At 44.4% G+C, this 16,355-nt stretch carries 15 protein-coding genes; 12 read left to right on the forward strand and 3 right to left on the reverse strand.

Translation table 11 applies throughout. The features are described from left to right. The first annotated feature begins 17 nt into the window (after positions 1-17). From msbA to tcdA, 6 genes are read left to right on the forward strand one after another with little or no spacing between them, the layout of a single operon-like run. Positions 18-1,757: a lipid A export permease/ATP-binding protein MsbA gene (gene msbA, locus NH462_RS05855; protein ID WP_010371498.1), complete on the forward strand. Its 1,740-nt coding sequence runs from the start codon at positions 18-20 to the stop codon at positions 1,755-1,757. Beyond that, a complete protein-coding gene (gene lpxK / locus NH462_RS05860; protein ID WP_253104790.1) occupies positions 1,758-2,741 on the forward strand; it encodes a tetraacyldisaccharide 4'-kinase in 984 nt (327 codons plus the stop codon). Next, the gene (locus NH462_RS05865; RefSeq protein ID WP_010371492.1) at positions 2,731-2,928 is read left to right on the forward strand and encodes a Trm112 family protein; all 198 of its coding nucleotides are present in this window, start codon (positions 2,731-2,733) and stop codon (positions 2,926-2,928) included. Before lpxK ends, NH462_RS05865 begins: the two co-directional genes overlap by 11 nt. Next, positions 2,916-3,677 carry a 3-deoxy-manno-octulosonate cytidylyltransferase gene (gene kdsB / locus NH462_RS05870; RefSeq protein ID WP_253104793.1) on the forward strand — a complete coding sequence of 254 codons (762 nt, stop codon included), beginning with the start codon at positions 2,916-2,918 and terminating at the stop codon, positions 3,675-3,677. The genes NH462_RS05865 and kdsB overlap by 13 nt, the downstream gene beginning before the upstream one ends. Then, positions 3,664-4,329, forward strand: a complete 666-nt coding sequence (locus tag NH462_RS05875) for a TIGR01621 family pseudouridine synthase (protein WP_253104796.1) — start codon at positions 3,664-3,666, stop codon at positions 4,327-4,329. Before kdsB ends, NH462_RS05875 begins: the two co-directional genes overlap by 14 nt. Position 4,330: 1 nt before the next feature. Continuing rightward, on the forward strand, positions 4,331-5,131 hold the full coding sequence (gene tcdA / locus NH462_RS05880; protein WP_253104799.1) for a tRNA cyclic N6-threonylcarbamoyladenosine(37) synthase TcdA: 801 nt from the start codon (positions 4,331-4,333) through the stop codon (positions 5,129-5,131). Positions 5,132-5,160: 29 nt separating this feature from the next. On the opposite strand, the gene NH462_RS05885 is transcribed toward tcdA, so the two are convergent. The 3 genes from NH462_RS05885 to NH462_RS05895 all read right to left on the reverse strand — a co-directional run bounded on the left by NH462_RS05885 (position 5,161) and on the right by NH462_RS05895 (position 8,173). Then, the gene (locus NH462_RS05885) at positions 5,161-5,568 is read right to left on the reverse strand and encodes a SufE family protein (protein WP_239420742.1); all 408 of its coding nucleotides are present in this window, start codon (positions 5,566-5,568) and stop codon (positions 5,161-5,163) included. Between the two features lie 4 nt (positions 5,569-5,572). Then, entirely contained in the window at positions 5,573-6,784 is a 1,212-nt protein-coding gene (locus tag NH462_RS05890; protein ID WP_253104802.1) for a cysteine desulfurase, read from the reverse strand. A gap of 102 nt (positions 6,785-6,886) precedes the next feature. Next, entirely contained in the window at positions 6,887-8,173 is a 1,287-nt protein-coding gene (locus NH462_RS05895) for a citrate synthase (protein ID WP_010371472.1), read from the reverse strand. Between the two features lie 416 nt (positions 8,174-8,589). On the opposite strand from NH462_RS05895, the gene sdhC reads away from it, so the two are divergent. The 6 genes from sdhC (at position 8,590) to odhB (ending at position 16,210) form a co-directional block, all read left to right on the forward strand. Further along, positions 8,590-8,967 carry a succinate dehydrogenase, cytochrome b556 subunit gene (sdhC, locus tag NH462_RS05900; protein ID WP_125252744.1) on the forward strand — a complete coding sequence of 126 codons (378 nt, stop codon included), beginning with the start codon at positions 8,590-8,592 and terminating at the stop codon, positions 8,965-8,967. Continuing rightward, positions 8,958-9,305, forward strand: a complete 348-nt coding sequence (gene sdhD / locus NH462_RS05905; protein WP_010371467.1) for a succinate dehydrogenase, hydrophobic membrane anchor protein — start codon at positions 8,958-8,960, stop codon at positions 9,303-9,305. Before sdhC ends, sdhD begins: the two co-directional genes overlap by 10 nt. Beyond that, on the forward strand, positions 9,306-11,078 hold the full coding sequence (gene sdhA, locus NH462_RS05910) for a succinate dehydrogenase flavoprotein subunit (RefSeq protein WP_253104805.1): 1,773 nt from the start codon (positions 9,306-9,308) through the stop codon (positions 11,076-11,078). It abuts the gene before it with no gap. 10 nt (positions 11,079-11,088) lie between these two features. Further along, positions 11,089-11,808 carry a succinate dehydrogenase iron-sulfur subunit gene (locus tag NH462_RS05915; RefSeq protein ID WP_010371461.1) on the forward strand — a complete coding sequence of 240 codons (720 nt, stop codon included), beginning with the start codon at positions 11,089-11,091 and terminating at the stop codon, positions 11,806-11,808. Between the two features lie 84 nt (positions 11,809-11,892). Beyond that, a complete protein-coding gene (sucA, locus tag NH462_RS05920; protein ID WP_010371459.1) occupies positions 11,893-14,706 on the forward strand; it encodes a 2-oxoglutarate dehydrogenase E1 component in 2,814 nt (937 codons plus the stop codon). 10 nt (positions 14,707-14,716) lie between these two features. Next, positions 14,717-16,210 (forward strand): 2-oxoglutarate dehydrogenase complex dihydrolipoyllysine-residue succinyltransferase, encoded by a 1,494-nt coding sequence (gene odhB / locus NH462_RS05925; protein ID WP_010371456.1) that lies wholly within the window; start codon positions 14,717-14,719, stop codon positions 16,208-16,210. Positions 16,211-16,355 lie beyond the last annotated feature (145 nt).

Genomic DNA, 16,355 nt, shown 5'->3' on the forward strand with positions numbered 1-16,355 from the left:
AAAAGTAGAGGCTGGCAATGCAACCAACCGACAAGCAGATTTACGCTAGATTATTTAGCTATGTAAAAGACTTTAAACTCGCGGCCATATTTTCAGTAATTGGCATGATAGGGTACGCTGCGATGGACGCTTCGTTCGTTGCGTTAATGGATCCGTTTATCGATGAGGGCCTCACTGCAGGCAATCGCGATGTATTAAAATTGGCTCCCTTTGTTGTTATCGCGTTAGTTATCGGACGCGGTATCTTTAACTATATGGCATCATATTGCTTGTCTTATGTTGGGTCTCAGGTTGTGCGTGCTTTGCGACAGCAACTATTTGAACATATGTTGTATCTACCAGTTTCATTTCATGATCAACATTCTAATGGAGAATTGATATCAAAAATCACTTTTGATACAGAGCAGGTACAGCAAGCCGTCACTAAGGCGCTTCAAGTGCTGATCCGTGAAGGTGCATTTGTGTTTTTCTTACTTATCACGATGTTTTATGCAAGTTGGCAGCTATCACTCATTTTCTTAGTTGTGGTACCAATCGTGGCGGTGATAGTTACTGTGGTGTCTAAGCGTTTTAAGAAAATCTCCAAGAATATTCAAGATGCGATGGGAGAAGTGACGAAAAGCTCTGAGCAAATGATGGCGGGTCATAAAGTCATCCATGGCTTTGGTGGTCAAGATAAAACTATCTCTCACTTTGCTAAAGTTAATAATCATAATCGTCAGCAACGCGTAAAAATGGATGCGACTAAAGCGCTGAGCGTATCTATCATCCAAATCATAGCGGCGAGCGCAATGGCGGTGATACTCGCGATTGTCGCGATGCCTTCTATGGTAGATAAAATTTCATCGGGCACCTTTGTCACTTTGATCACCTCTATGATGATGATGCTGCGTCCTTTAAAACAACTTGCCAATGTAAATAGTGACCTGCAACGCGGGATCTCTGCGGCGAAAAGTGTGTTTGCGGTGATTGATCTTGAAAAAGAAAAGGACACTGGCACTCAGTCTTTATCTCGTGCTCAAGGTAACCTACAAGTCAAAGACTTAACCTTTACTTATCCTTCTAAAAACGATCCGGTGATTGAGTCATTAAACCTTGAAATCAAAGCCGGGCAGAGTATTGCATTGGTAGGTAGAAGTGGCTCAGGAAAATCAACTATTTCTAATCTATTACCACGTTACTATGATATTGAAGCGGGCAGTATTGAGTTAGATGGCACGAATATAAATGACTACCAGCTTGCAGATCTACGCGCGCAGTTTTCTATCGTGTCGCAGCAAGTGGTGTTGTTTAATGACACCATTGCAAATAATATTATGTACTCGCTAAAGCAACCGTTATCGCAAGAAGCGTTAGAAAAAGTCGTAAAACAAGCCCATGTTTGGGAATTTGTTAAAGATCTTCCTGAGGGCCTAAATACTGTTGTTGGTGAAAATGGCGTGATGCTTTCTGGCGGACAACGACAACGTATCGCCATCGCGCGTGCTATTGTAAAAGATGCACCTATCCTTATTTTAGATGAAGCAACATCAGCATTAGACACAGAATCTGAGCGTTTGATCCAACAAGCGTTAGAAGAGCTGATGGCCGACAAAACAACCATAGTAATTGCCCATCGGTTATCGACAATCGAGCGTTGCGACTGCATCTATGTGCTAGATAAAGGCAAGATAATCGAACAAGGCAAGCATGCTGAATTAGTCGCGCAGGAAGGGGTTTATCATGCACTTTGCAAAATGCAGTTTGGTGAGCAATAAATGGCATCAAAAATAGAGCAAAGTTGGTATAAAAAACCGGGACTACTAACACTATTACTGCTTCCGTTAAGCCTGTTATTCGGACTTATTAGCTCGGTGAGAAAGGGGTTTTATCAACTCGGTTTTTGCCCCGTGTACCGCTCGCCTGTTCCGGTTATTATTGTCGGTAACATCAGTGTGGGCGGTAATGGCAAAACGCCATTTGTGCTTTGGTTAGTCCCTTTTCTTGAAAAGCTTGGTTTTAAGGTTGGGGTGATCAGTCGAGGCTACGGTGCGAAACCTAGCTCAACCCCGTTTTTGGTCACTGCAGCGACCTCAACGGAAGAGGGCGGTGATGAACCTTGTTTACTCGCCAAACGATTGAAATGCCCAGTGATGATTGGTGCTGACAGACAAGCCAGTATTGAAAAATTATTGGATAATAGCGATGTAAACATCATCGTCAGCGACGACGGGCTACAGCACTATAAATTGGCCCGAGATATTGAATTCTGTATTGTTGATGCTGTGCGACGCTTTGGTAATGGCTTATGGATGCCGGCAGGGCCCCTTAGAGAATTACCTAAGCGTATCCAGAGTGTCGATCTTGCCGTATACAATGGTGGATGCGAGAGTTATTCCTACACGCTAGAGACCGTTGGTTTTTTTCGTGTTACAGATGATAGTCCAGCATCCAATATTGAAATGGCTGGCGCTTCAGTCTGCGCTATCGGTAATCCCGCGCGGTTTGAAAATACGCTACGAGATAGAGGGATTGTTCTGAGTGAAAGTCTACATTTTGCGGATCATCATCCATATCAAGCGTCCGACTTCTCGCAAATTGAAAACGGCGCTATTTTTATGACAGAGAAAGATGCTGTAAAGTGTCGCACATTTGCAAAAGATAATTGGTATTACCTCAAAGTAGATGCCAAACCTACATCAGCGCTTGAAAAAGCGGTATTAAATTTACTTAAAAAGAAAGAGATTTATCATGGCCTTTGATACCAAATTACTAGAAATAATTGCCTGCCCAGTATGTAAAGGAAAATTAAGATATGACAAAGAAAACAAAGAGTTAATTAGCACTGCAGCGAAGCTAGCGTATCCAATTAAAGATGATATTCCTGTGTTATTGGAAAACGAAGCGCGCGAACTGAGCAGCGATGAGGTTGAGCAGTGGAATTCGTAGTCGTTATTCCGGCGCGTTATGCTTCAAGCCGGCTGCCTGGTAAACCACTTGCTGATATCGGCGGTAAACCAATGATCCAGCGTGTTTACGAACAGGCTATTCAATCTGGCGCTGCAGCGGTTTATATTGCTACCGATCACAGTGCGGTATTTGAGGCAGCGCAAAACTTCACTGATAATGTGCTCATGACTCGTGAAGATCATCAATCTGGTACTGAGCGACTCGCCGAAGTTGTTGAACAACTGGGACTGAACGAACAAACCTTGGTGGTCAATGTACAAGGTGATGAGCCACTGCTAGAGCCTGATAACATCGCACAAGTGGCAGCACTACTGCATCATTCTGATGCACCGATGGCGACTTTGTGCGTTGATGTGGAAGATGTAGAAGAGGTGTTAAATCCGAATGCGGTGAAAGTGGTGTCTGATATTCAAGACAACGCACTGTATTTCTCTCGCTCGTCTATTCCGTTTCAGCGTGACAGTATGTTAACGCTCGACAAAAATAGCATTCCAGTGAGCCATTTTAAACGTCATGTTGGCATATATGCATATCGTGCGGGCTTTATTCAAACCTATTTATCGCTAAGTGTTTCACCGCTAGAGGTGCAAGAGTCACTAGAGCAGCTACGTGTGTTGTATCATGGATACACAATTAAGGTCGCTAAAGCGGCTAAGCCGGTGCATGCTGGAGTGGATACTCCCGAAGATTTGGCACGGGTTCAAGAGATACTGAATGGAAAAGTTTAAGCTCATTGCGGACGAGATAGACTATGTGGTTGCATACAAACCACAAGGTACGAGCTTCCATAGTGAGGACGGTGCAGGTTTTGTCGCCTTACTGACGGAGCAACTAGGCTATCCCTTATTTGCGGTTCACCGCCTCGATAAAGTCACATCGGGACTCATCCTTTTAGCCAAGTCTAGCGAGGCTGCAAAGCAGCTGACGAGCCTGTTTTCCGCTCGGAAAATAGACAAATTTTACCTGGCGTTAGTTAGTGCTAAACCGAAGAAAAAGCAAGGCTGGATAAAAGGTGATATGGCGAAGTCGCGTAGAGGCACCTATAAACTGGTTAAAACTAAGCTAAACCCTGCAGTAACTCGATTTTATTCATGCTCTGTTGCGACCAACCTACGCGCTTGTATCGTTAAACCGTTTAGCGGCAAAACACACCAAATTCGGGTGGCACTAAAAAGCATCGGTGCGCCAATTTTAGGCGATTTAGCCTATAGTGGAGAGCCTGCAGATAGAACGTATCTTCACGCATTTTGCCTTGAATTTGAGTGGCAAGGTAACCATCAACACTATCAAGCGGCGCCTGAAGGTGATGGTGCATTTGGCCATTTATTGGCACATGAAATCTTTGCAAGTTGGCAAAATCCAAGTCAATTAGAGTGGTAACATGACGGATTCGAATAGAAGAGAACTAAGATTTGGCGGTATTGGTCGGTTATACGGTAGCGCCGAGTTGGAAGCATTAAGTAAAGCACACTTTTGTGTCATTGGTATTGGTGGCGTTGGCAGTTGGGCTGTAGAAGCGCTAGTGAGAACGGGTATAGGTAAAATAACGCTTATCGATATGGACGATATTTGTGTAACCAACATTAACCGCCAGTTACATGCTCATAGCGAAAGTATCGGGATGCAAAAAATTGAGGCAATGCGAGATCGCTGTCTTGCGATTAACCCTGATTGTGAAGTTACCCTGCTCGATGATTTTTTGATGTTAGATAACATTAGAAACTACATTCAGGGCTTTGATTATGTTATTGACTGTATCGACGCGGTTAAAGAGAAAGCGGCGCTAATCGCGCATTGTAAGCGAAATAAAATACCGGTGATCACTACAGGTGGTGCAGGTGGTCAAACCGATCCGAGCCAGATCCAGTATGGGGATGTGGCAAAGACGACCCATGATCCGCTGCTGGCAAAAGTACGCTATATTCTCAGAAAACAATATAACTTTAGTGATAATCCAAAACGTAAATTTGGCGTGGATTGCGTGTATTCCACAGAGCAACTAGTTTACCCAAGTACCGACGGCACCGTGTGCAAAGCAAAGCAACAAGCTGAAGGCGGGAAAAATATGGACTGCGCCACAGGGTTTGGCTCTGCCACTATGGTAACCGGGAGTTTTGGTTTTTTTGCGGCGTCCAAAGCAATACGTAAGTACCTAGATAAACAAAGCAAAAGCAGTGAATAAGTGTGCTCGTTTGAGCACCTTATATCACTTTATTTTAATATCTCCGCCTGCACTTGGATCTGTTCAACAATCGCACGGATACCATTACCTCTAGAAGGGCTTAGGTGAGCAATTAATCCAAGCGACTCGAATAGTTCATAAGCATTAAACTGGCTTGCTTGCTCTGGCGTTTTACCTGCGTACGCTGCAATGATGATTGCAAGTAAGCCTTTAACAATACGCGTATCTGAGTCGGCAATAAGTACGAGTTGCTGCGCACTTTCATCTAAGTCAACATAGAGCCACACTTTACTATCACAGCCAGACACTAACGCTGAGTCGACTTTCAGTGCATCAGGAAGCTCAGGAAGTTGTTTTCCTAGCAGCATAATTTCACGGTATTTGGCTTGCCAGCCGTGACTTTCGGATAATTTTTTTGTGATATGTTCAATATTCATAAGTTTAATCTAATAAATCTATTGTGGCATTTAACGCATTAATAAAATGCTCAATATCGCCTTGGTTATTATAAAAAGCCAAACTTGCACGTACAGTCCCATTAACCTTGAGCATTTTCATTAGCGGCTGAGTACAATGGTGTCCGCTTCTCACTGCTACGCCGTATGTATTGAGTAGTGTGGCAAGATCGTAGTGGTGTTCGTTTTTATAGTTAAAACTGACGACGCCAACATTGTTTTGTGTATCGCCATAAACCGTGATGCCTTTAATCTGTCTTAGCTTCTCTAAAAGGGAGTGGTAGAGCGCTTGCTCGTATCGTTGAAGTGCACTGGGATCAATCTCGTTTACATAATCTATCGCTGCGGCAAATCCGATAACGCCAGAAATATTGGGAGTGCCGGGCTCAAACTTGCCAGGTGCCTCTCTATAGCTGGAACGCTCGAAGTTCACTTCTTTTATCATTTCGCCGCCGGTTTTGTATACGGGGAGCGCATTTAGTTGCTGGTATTTACCATAAAGTCCACCGACACCTGTTGGTCCAAGCGCTTTATGAGCTGAAAAAACATAAAAGTCGCAATCCAGTGCCTTCAGATCAGGTCTCAAATGCAGTAAAGACTGTGCGCCGTCGATAACCGTGATGGTACCTAAGGCGTTGCAAACTGAAATGAGCGACTCAACTGGATGAATATTCCCAAGTGCGTTTGAAACATGGCCCATGGCTAACACATCAGGTTTATGCTGCTTTAACAGCGCAATAGCGCCTTGCTCATCGAGGACGCCGTCTAACATAGGTAACACCAGTAAAGTTGCGCCGGTACGCTGACAAGCTTCTTGCCAAGGCACTATGTTAGCGTGATGTTCAAAGGGACTGATGGCAATGACGCTGTCTGAATTGAAGCGTGCACTCAGGCCATGAGCCAACAAGTTGAGTGATTCAGTTGCGCCGCTGGTCCATACGATTTCTCGTGTTTCTACATTTAAAAAATTGGCAATTGTTTCTCGGGCACTTTCGTAGCGAACCGTGGCGTTTTCACTAAGCGTGTGTAAACCTCTATGTACGTTTGAATTCTCATTTTGATAAAAAGTTTTTATGACATCGATGACTTTGTTCGGTTTTTGCGCAGTTGCAGCAGAGTCAAGATAGCAAAGCGGCTGCCCATCGAGTTGTTTGTTCAAAATTGGAAAGTCGTTGCGCAGAGATTGGATGTCAGTCATAACGTACCTGAGTTAATTGAGCAGCGCGATTCTAACGAATACGCGGCGATATTAAAACAAAAAAGGCCGCATTAAGCGGCCTTTTCAAACACAATAACGAGATTATCTGTCGTTTTGTGTTTTGTAGTCGCGAGACGTGTAGCCTTTGTAAAGCTGACGCGGACGACCAATTTTGTGTCCTGGTTGAGAAAGCATTTCGTTCCAGTGTGAAATCCAGCCCACAGTACGAGACATCGCGAAGATAACCGTAAACATGCTTGTTGGAATACCGATTGCTTTAAGAATGATACCAGAATAGAAGTCTACATTCGGGTATAGTTTCTTCTCGATGAAGTAAGGGTCTTCTAGGGCGATCTGTTCAAGTTTCATTGCAACGTCAAGCAGTGGATCTTGAATGTTTAGCTCTTTAAGCACCTCGTGACACGTTTGACGCATTACTGTCGCACGTGGGTCAAAGTTCTTATAAACGCGGTGTCCAAAGCCCATTAGACGGAACGGATCGTTCTTGTCTTTTGCTTTTGCAACATACTCGTCAATACGATCAACAGAGCCGATTTCTTCAAGCATAGTCAAACATGCTTCGTTTGCGCCACCGTGTGCAGGACCCCAAAGTGATGCAATACCTGCCGCGATACACGCGTAAGGGTTTGCACCTGAAGAGCCAGCAAGACGAACTGTTGAAGTTGACGCGTTTTGCTCGTGATCTGCGTGAAGCATGAAAATACGATCCATTGCTTTAGCAAGTACTGGGCTAACGTTATAGTCTTCAGCTGGCACAGAGAACATCATGTGAAGGAAGTTTTCTGCGTAGCTCAAGTCATTACGTGGGTATACGAACGGTTGGCCAACATTATACTTGTACGCCATTGCAGCAATTGTTGGTAGCTTAGCTACTAATTTGATTGCACAACGCATGCGCTGATCTTCATCAGAAATATCCAAATCTGAGTGGTAGAACGAAGATAACGCTCCAACTACACCACATAGCATTGCCATAGGGTGTGCATCGACACGGAAGCCTTGGAAAAACGCTGCAATTTTCTCGTGCATCATTGTGTTGCGAGTGATCTCATCTGAGAACTCAGCTAGTTGCTCTTCGCTTGGTAATTCACCATTTAATAGTAGGTAGCAAAGTTCAATATAGTTAGAATTTTCAGCAAGTTGCTCAATTGGATAACCGCGGTGAAGCAGTACACCTTTGGCACCGTCAATGTAAGTGATAGACGAGTCACAAGAGGCAGTCGACATAAATCCTGGGTCATACGTAAATAGGCCGTGAGCACCTAAAGAACGAACGTCAACTACGTCTTGTCCAGCTGTACCTTCGTAAATTGGTAACTCAATCGGATCGTGACCATCAATATGGACTGTGGCTTTTTTATCTGCCATCTATTTGTCTCCTATTTAATAACAATATTCTGATTGTTATGTTGTGATACTAATGTTAAGCAAATTCAGATCATTCTAACTTATAACCTAGGTTAAAAGTCAATTTTTCTGTGATTTATGCATAAATGTATAATAAATATTCTACGACGATTAAATATTAGACCATTCGCTAATTCGCAAGCGTCTCTATCTAAACAAGAATTGTAAAAGGGCGCATAGCCTTATATACTGTCAACGGTTTTATACCGTATCGTCTGTGGGTAAACCTATTTTTACATCAATTTTTACACTCGAGTGAACTTTTTGGTGTCCTAATTGGTTTATCTAGAGTGTGCCACTTACATTTGCAATATGTAGGTGGGTTTCATAAAAACAAGTAGATGAGCTCCTTTGTGGGCAAAGATGGGCAAGTAACTGTGAAAAAGCAAAGACCTGTAAATCTAGATCTTACGACTATATCTATGCCGCCAACGGCTAAAGCGTCGATTCTTCACCGTGTCACCGGTGTCGCTTTCTTCTTCGCTTTGACCTTTGTGATTTGGGCTTGGTCTGAATCCCTTTCTTCTCCTGAAGGCTTCGAGTTTGTAAAAGAACTGATGTCTGGCTTTATCGCGAAATTCATCGCGTGGGGCACCCTAACTGTATTGTCTTACCACATCATCGGTGGTATCCGTCACATGATCCAGGATATGGGACATTGGGAAGAATTAGAATCAGGCAACAATAGCGCGAAGATTGCACTAGCACTTTGGGTTATCGTAGCAATTTTGGCTGGAGTATGGATATGGTCTTAAATCAAGCGACTCTAAAGCGTGATGGCGTACAAGACTACGTGTCACTACGTACAACTGCGTTAATTATCCTAGCTTACGCGGTATTCATCGTAGGCTATCTTCTAATTACTCCTGAACTGACTTATGAAGCTTGGTCAGGGTTGTTCTCAAACTTAGCTGTCAAAGCAGCAACGATGATCACACTAGTATGCATCATGGTACATACACGCATCGGTTTGTGGCAGGTTCTAACTGACTACGTTAAGAACTCAACAACTCGCACTATTCTTGGCTTTGTATTAAACCTTATGGCTTTAGCTTACGTAGCTATTGGTCTGTTTGTTCTGTGGGGTGTTTAAGTGAAATATAACGTACGTGAATTTGACGCAGTTGTAGTCGGTGCAGGCGGTGCGGGTATGCGCGCGGCACTTGCTATCTCGGAATCAGGCAAAACTTGTGCTCTTATTTCAAAAGTTTTCCCAACTCGTTCTCATACAGTATCAGCACAAGGCGGTATCACCGTTGCGCTAGGTAACTCTCACGAGGACAACTGGGAATGGCACATGTACGATACGGTTAAAGGTTCTGATTACATCGGTGACCAAGACGCTATCGAGTACATGTGTAAAACAGGTCCAGAAGCTATCACTGAACTTGAGAACATGGGTCTACCTTTTTCTCGTTTTGAGAACGGTCGCGTATATCAGCGTCCTTTCGGTGGTCAGTCGAAAAACTTTGGTGGCGAGCAAGCTGCACGTACAGCAGCCGCAGCGGACCGTACTGGTCACGCGTTGCTACACTGCCTATATCAGCAAAACGTTAAAAACAAAACAAACGTTTTCTCTGAGTGGTATGCACTAGACCTAGTAAAAAATGACAATGGCGATGTAGTGGGTGTCACCGCAATCGACATCGAGTCAGGTGAAATCACTTATTTCAAATCAAAAGCAGTTGTCCTTGCAACTGGTGGTGCGGGTCGTATTTTCGCATCAACAACGAACGCGCACATCAACACGGGTGACGGCGTTGGTATGGCGGTACGCGCTGGCATTTCAATGCAAGACATGGAAATGTGGCAGTTCCACCCGACAGGTATCGCAGGTGCGGGTGTACTAGTAACGGAAGGTTGTCGTGGTGAAGGTGGTTACCTTCTTAATAAAGATGGCGAGCGCTTCATGGAGCGTTATGCGCCAAACGCGAAAGACCTAGCGTCACGTGACGTTGTTGCACGTTCAATGATGACTGAGATCCGTGAAGGTCGTGGCTGTGATGGTCCTTGGGGTCCGCACATCAAGCTGAAGCTTGACCACCTAGGTGCTGAGACACTTAACTTACGTCTTCCTGGCGTTTGTGATCTAGCGAAGACATTCGCACACGTAGACCCAGCAGAAGAGCCAATTCCAGTAATCCCAACTTGTCACTACATGATGGGTGGTGTACCAACTAACGTAAACGGTCAAGTGCTAAACGTAGACGGTCAAGGTAATGAAAAGATCGTTGAAGGTCTATTTGCAGTAGGTGAGATTGCGTGTGTATCTGTACACGGTGCAAACCGTCTAGGTGGTAACTCACTGCTTGACCTTGTCGTATTCGGTCGTGCGGCGGGTAACTTCCTTGGTACTTACTTGAAAGATGCTGAAATCGCCAAAGAAGCAAGCAACGATAACGTAGACGCAGCACTTGCGCGTACTAATCGTTGGGAAACTTCTGCGAAAGGTCAGGGCGAAGATCCTGTACAAATCAAGAAAGATCTACAACGTTGTATGCAGCTTAACTTCTCGGTATTCCGTGAAGGTGATGCAATGGCTGGAGGTCTTAAAGAACTTAAAGAAATTCGTGAGCGTCTACAGTACGCACGTCTTGACGATAAGTCTGCTGAATTCAACACGCAACGTATTGAGTGTCTAGAGTTAGATAACTTGATGGAAACAGCGTATTCGACAGCGGTTGCTGCGAACTTCCGTACGGAAAGTCGTGGTGCACACTCTCGCTTCGACTACCCAGAGCGTGATGATGAAAACTGGTTGTGTCACTCGATTTACAACCCAGAGTCTGAGTCTATGAGTAAGCGTGAAGTTAACTACGCGCCTAAGACTCGTGAAGCATTCCCACCGAAAGCACGTACATACTAGGAGCTAAGCGATGGCAACTTTAGAATTATCTGTTTATCGTTATAATCCTGATGAAGATGCGGCACCACGCATGCAAGACTATTCTCTAGAAGTAGAGGAAGGTCGTGACATGATGGTATTAGATGCTCTTATGCAGTTAAAAGAGCAAGATCCATCTTTATCTTTCCGTCGTTCATGCCGTGAAGGGGTATGTGGTTCTGACGGTATTAATATGAATGGTAAAAACGGCCTTGCATGTATTACTCCAATTTCTGCTTTGCAGAATGGTGGTAAAGGCAAGATCGTCATTCGTCCATTACCAGGTCTTCCGGTGATCCGTGACTTGGTAATTGACATGAGCCAGTTCTATACGCAATACGAGAAGGTTAAGCCATTCTTGATCAACGACAAACCAACTGGTGGTGAAGAGCGTCTTCAGTCAATTGAAGAACGTGAAAAGCTAGATGGCCTGTACGAGTGTATTCTTTGTGCATGTTGTTCAACGTCTTGTCCTTCTTTCTGGTGGAACCCAGACAAGTTCATCGGTCCTGCGGGTCTTCTACATGCTTATCGTTTCTTGGCTGATAGCCGTGATACAGCGACAGAAGAACGTCTTGCTGGTCTTGATGACGCGTTCAGCGTATTCCGCTGTCACAGTATTATGAACTGTGTTAGCGTATGTCCAAAAGGCCTTAATCCAACTAAGGCAATTGGACAAATTAAATCAATGTTGTTAAACCGTTCGGTATAACACATACTACTAGCTAAGATGGCAAGCAAAAGCTTGCCATCTTGTTTTCGTTTGAGTTTCTGCGCTAGATAAAAGGGCTAATAGATGCACGAAGGTGTGATGAAGGCATGGCTAGAATCTTCGCATTTGTACGGCGGTAACGTTGCGTACGTAGAAGATCTATATGAGGCGTATCTAGATGATGCAGCTTCAGTGCCAGAAGAGTGGCGAGAGGTGTTTGATCAACTACCTAAAGTTGATGGAGTGGATGTTGACACTAAACATTCAGAAGTAAGAGCGCAATTTGCGGAGCTTGCTAAAAACAAACACAGAGAAGTCGTGGTTTCCGCAGAGGGTTCTGCTGATGCCAAGCAAGTTAAAGTTCTGCAGTTAATTAATGCATTCCGTTTCAGAGGTCATCAGAACGCAAACCTAGATCCGTTAGGGATTTGGGATAGAGAACGTGTTCGCGATCTTGACCCTGCTTTTCATGATTTAACCGATGCAGACTTAGATAAAGAATTTAACGTTGGCTCTTTTGCTTGTGGCAAAGAGACAATGAAACTCAAAGACTTGTACGCTGCGCTTAAAGCGACATACTGTGGCTCTATCGGTGCTGAGTACATGCACATCACCTCTACCGAAGAAAAACGTTGGTTACAACAGCGTTTGGAATCGTCCTTCTCGAAGCCACAATTCGACAAAGAAACCAAACTAAGAATCTACAAGGGTCTAACTGCTGCAGACGGCTTAGAAAAGTACTTGGGCGCAAAATTCCCAGGCGCTAAGCGTTTCTCTCTAGAAGGCGGTGACTCACTTGTGCCTATGCTGAAAGAGCTTATTCACCGTGCAGGTGAAAGCGGTCAGCAAGAAGCCGTAATTGGTATGGCCCACCGTGGTCGTCTAAATGTACTAGTGAACGTATTGGGTAAAAACCCACAAGAACTATTTGACGAGTTCGCTGGTAAATATGGCGAGCACGCAGGTTCTGGTGACGTTAAATACCACATGGGTTTCTCTTCTGACTTCGGTACGAAGGGCGGCAATGTTCATATGGCATTGGCATTTAACCCATCTCACCTTGAAATCGTAAACCCAGTAGTAATGGGGTCGGTACGTGCTCGTCTTGACCGTTTGAATTGCCAAAGTGGTTCTAAAGCATTACCAATCACAATTCATGGTGACTCTGCAATCGCAGGTCAAGGTGTCGTTCAAGAAACGTTTAACTTATCGCAAACACGTGCATACGGCGTTGGCGGTTCGATCCGTATCGTAGTTAATAACCAAGTTGGTTTCACTACGTCAAAACGCGAAGACACTCGTTCGACTGAATACTGTACTGATATCGCTAAAATGGTTCAGGCACCTATCTTCCACGTGAACGCAGATGATCCTGAAGCCGTTGCTTTTGTTACACAAGTTGCACTTGATTTCCGTAACAAGTTTAAACGTGATGTGGTGATTGACTTAGTATGTTACCGTCGTCACGGTCACAACGAAGCGGATGAGCCAAATGCAACGCAACCGCTGATGTATCAGAAGATCAAAAAGCACCCAGTACCTCGCCAATTGTATGCTGATCAACTTGTACGCGAAGGTGTGATTTCTGAAGACGATGCGAAACAAATTGCTGATGATTACCGAAATGGTCTTGATAAAGGCGTTTGTGTTGTAGAAGAAATTCAAAAAGAAACCAAACACTCATCAGATTGGTCTAAGTATGTTGGTCACGATTGGGACACGCCGTATGAGCCAAAAGTTGCGCTAGATAAACTCAAAGCGCTTGGTGAAAAGATTGCGAGCTACCCAGAGGCTCATAAAGCACAATCACGCGTTAAAAAGATTTACGATGATCGTAAACTTATGGCGCAAGGTGAGAAAATGCTTGATTGGGGTATGGCTGAGACATTGGCTTACGCGACCTTGGTTGATGAAGGCACTGATATTCGTCTTACTGGTCAGGATTCTGGTCGTGGTACATTCTTCCACCGCCATGCCGTAGTTCATAACCAAAAAGACGCGTCTACTTATCTTCCGCTGCAAAACATTCGTGAAGGTCAAGGCTTGTTCGAAGTGTACGATTCAGTACTATCGGAAGAAGCGGTACTTGCATTCGAATATGGTTACGCGACAGCAGAGCCAACGTCATTGGTATTATGGGAAGCGCAATTTGGTGACTTCGCTAACGGTGCGCAAGTCGTATTTGACCAATTCTTAAGTTCAGGTGAGCAGAAGTGGGGCCGTTTGTGTGGTCTAACACTACTACTTCCTCACGGCTATGAAGGTCAAGGTCCAGAGCACAGTTCTTCGCGTTTAGAGCGTTATTTACAGCTTTGTGCTGACCACAATATGCAAGTATGTGTGCCGTCAACACCAGCGCAAGTATACGCAATGCTGCGTCGTCAATCGGTTCGTCCGCTGCGTCGTCCTCTGATTGTAATGACGCCTAAGTCGCTATTACGTCATCCATTAGCTGTTTCTAGCCTAGAAGAGCTATCTGAAGGCGTATTCAATAACATGATCGATGAGATTGATGATATCAATCCTGAAAACGTTGAGCGTGTAGTGTTCTGTAGCGGTAAGGTTTATTACGAACTACTGCAAGAACGTCGTAAGCAAGAGCTTAACAACGTCGCTATCGTTCGTGTTGAACAGCTATATCCATTCCCTCACAAAGAGATGGATGAGATCATGGCTCGCTATCAGCACGTAAAAGATTTTGTTTGGTGTCAAGAAGAACCACAAAACCAAGGTGCTTGGTACTGTTCACAGCATCATTTCTGGGAAGCTATCCCAGCTGGCGCAAATCTGACTTATGCAGGCCGTAAGGCTTCAGCTGCACCAGCATGTGGATACATGTCTACACATACTAAAGAACAAAACGCGTTAATTGCTGACGCTTTAACAATTAAGAAATAAGGAATAAGAGATGACAACCGAAATTAAGGTGCCTGTTCTTCCTGAGTCTGTTGCCGATGCAACGGTTGCTACATGGCATGTAAGCGTTGGCGATAAAGTGACTCGTGATCAAAACTTAGTTGACATCGAAACGGATAAGGTCGTTTTAGAAGTTGTAGCGCCAGAAGATGGTGTTATCGTTGCAATTTCTGAAGAGGAAGGCGCAACCGTTCTTGGCGAACAAGTTATTGCACAACTAGGTGCTGCTGATGAAGCAGCAGCGCCTGCTCAATCAAATGAAAAACCAGCAGCGTCAGAATCGGCGCCAGCAGCAGAAGGTAAAGAAGTGGACATTAAAGTACCTGTACTTCCTGAGTCAGTAGCAGACGCTACTATCGCAACTTGGCACGTTCAACCAGGTGAAGCGGTTAGCCGCGACCAGAATCTAGTTGATATTGAAACAGATAAAGTGGTTCTTGAAGTTGTTGCACCTGAAGACGGTGTGATGGGTGAGCACATCCACGCTGAAGGTGAGACAGTACTAGGTGATCAAGTTATCGGTAAAATCGTTGCCGGTGGCGCACCAGCTGCATCATCAAGTGCGAAGAAAGAAGAAGCACCAGCTGCTGCTTCTGACGAAAACTCAGATGTACTAACACCATCTGTTCGTCGTCTTATCGCGGAGAAAGGCCTTGATGCTTCTAAGATCAAAGGTTCTGGTAAAGGCGGTCGCATTACTAAAGAAGATGTGGATGCTTTCCTTAAAGCACCAGCAAAATCAGAGTCTAAGGCTGCAGCTTCTGCACCAGCTGCCCCGGTAGGTGAGCGCACTCAGAAACGTGTACCTATGACTCGTCTACGTAAGACAATCGCTAACCGCTTATTAGAAGCGAAAAACTCAACAGCAATGCTTACAACGTTCAACGAAGTAAACATGAAGCCAATCATGGACCTTCGTAAGCAGTACCAAGAGGTATTTGAGAAGCGTCACGGTATTCGTTTAGGTTTCATGTCTTTCTACGTGAAAGCGGTAACTGAAGCACTTAAGCGTTTCCCTGAAGTTAACGCGTCAATCGACGGTGACGATATCGTTTACCACAACTACTTTGACATCAGCATCGCGGTATCAACACCTCGTGGTCTAGTGACTCCAGTACTACGTGATTGCGATAAGCTTTCTGTTGCTGAAATCGAGAAGAATATTCGTGAATTGGCTATCAAAGGTCGTGATGGCAAACTAACTGTTGACGATATGACTGGCGGTAACTTCACTATTACCAATGGTGGTGTATTCGGTTCACTACTATCTACGCCTATCATCAACTTGCCACAGTCTTCAATCTTGGGCATGCACAAAATCCAAGAGCGTCCTATGGCAGTAAACGGTAAAGTTGAAATTTTACCTATGATGTACCTAGCACTATCTTATGACCACCGTCAAATCGATGGTAAAGAGTCAGTTGGTTTCCTAGTAACAATTAAAGAGTTGCTTGAAGATCCAACACGTCTACTACTAGACGTTTAATATTTGTTTAAAGAATAAGCTGTATGCTCGCATACAGCTTTTTTTTTGCGCCTTTGGTCTAAGTGGGGTTTTCATCAGAAGCCTTGGGATCTATACTATGTGCGCAATTTGGGATAGCTGACTATTTGCATAAATATTCAGCTTT

The organism is Pseudoalteromonas sp. OANN1, assembly GCF_024124685.1.
Classification (GTDB): domain Bacteria; phylum Pseudomonadota; class Gammaproteobacteria; order Enterobacterales; family Alteromonadaceae; genus Pseudoalteromonas; species Pseudoalteromonas piscicida.

Excerpts from the sequence above, each read along its gene's own strand:
- tcdA (WP_253104799.1), top strand. The coding sequence starts at position 4,331 with ATGACGGATTCGAATAGAAGAGAACTAAGATTTGGCGGTATTGGTCGG.
- NH462_RS05915 (WP_010371461.1), top strand. The coding sequence starts at position 11,089 with ATGGCAACTTTAGAATTATCTGTTTATCGTTATAATCCTGATGAAGAT.
- NH462_RS05895 (WP_010371472.1), bottom strand. The coding sequence starts at position 8,173 with ATGGCAGATAAAAAAGCCACAGTCCATATTGATGGTCACGATCCGATT.
- sdhD (WP_010371467.1), top strand. The coding sequence starts at position 8,958 with ATGGTCTTAAATCAAGCGACTCTAAAGCGTGATGGCGTACAAGACTAC.
- NH462_RS05875 (WP_253104796.1), top strand. The coding sequence starts at position 3,664 with ATGGAAAAGTTTAAGCTCATTGCGGACGAGATAGACTATGTGGTTGCA.
- NH462_RS05865 (WP_010371492.1), top strand. The coding sequence starts at position 2,731 with ATGGCCTTTGATACCAAATTACTAGAAATAATTGCCTGCCCAGTATGT.
- sucA (WP_010371459.1), top strand. The coding sequence starts at position 11,893 with ATGCACGAAGGTGTGATGAAGGCATGGCTAGAATCTTCGCATTTGTAC.
- NH462_RS05885 (WP_239420742.1), bottom strand. The coding sequence starts at position 5,568 with ATGAATATTGAACATATCACAAAAAAATTATCCGAAAGTCACGGCTGG.
- odhB (WP_010371456.1), top strand. The coding sequence starts at position 14,717 with ATGACAACCGAAATTAAGGTGCCTGTTCTTCCTGAGTCTGTTGCCGAT.
- lpxK (WP_253104790.1), top strand. The coding sequence starts at position 1,758 with ATGGCATCAAAAATAGAGCAAAGTTGGTATAAAAAACCGGGACTACTA.
- msbA (WP_010371498.1), top strand. The coding sequence starts at position 18 with ATGCAACCAACCGACAAGCAGATTTACGCTAGATTATTTAGCTATGTA.
- NH462_RS05890 (WP_253104802.1), bottom strand. The coding sequence starts at position 6,784 with ATGACTGACATCCAATCTCTGCGCAACGACTTTCCAATTTTGAACAAA.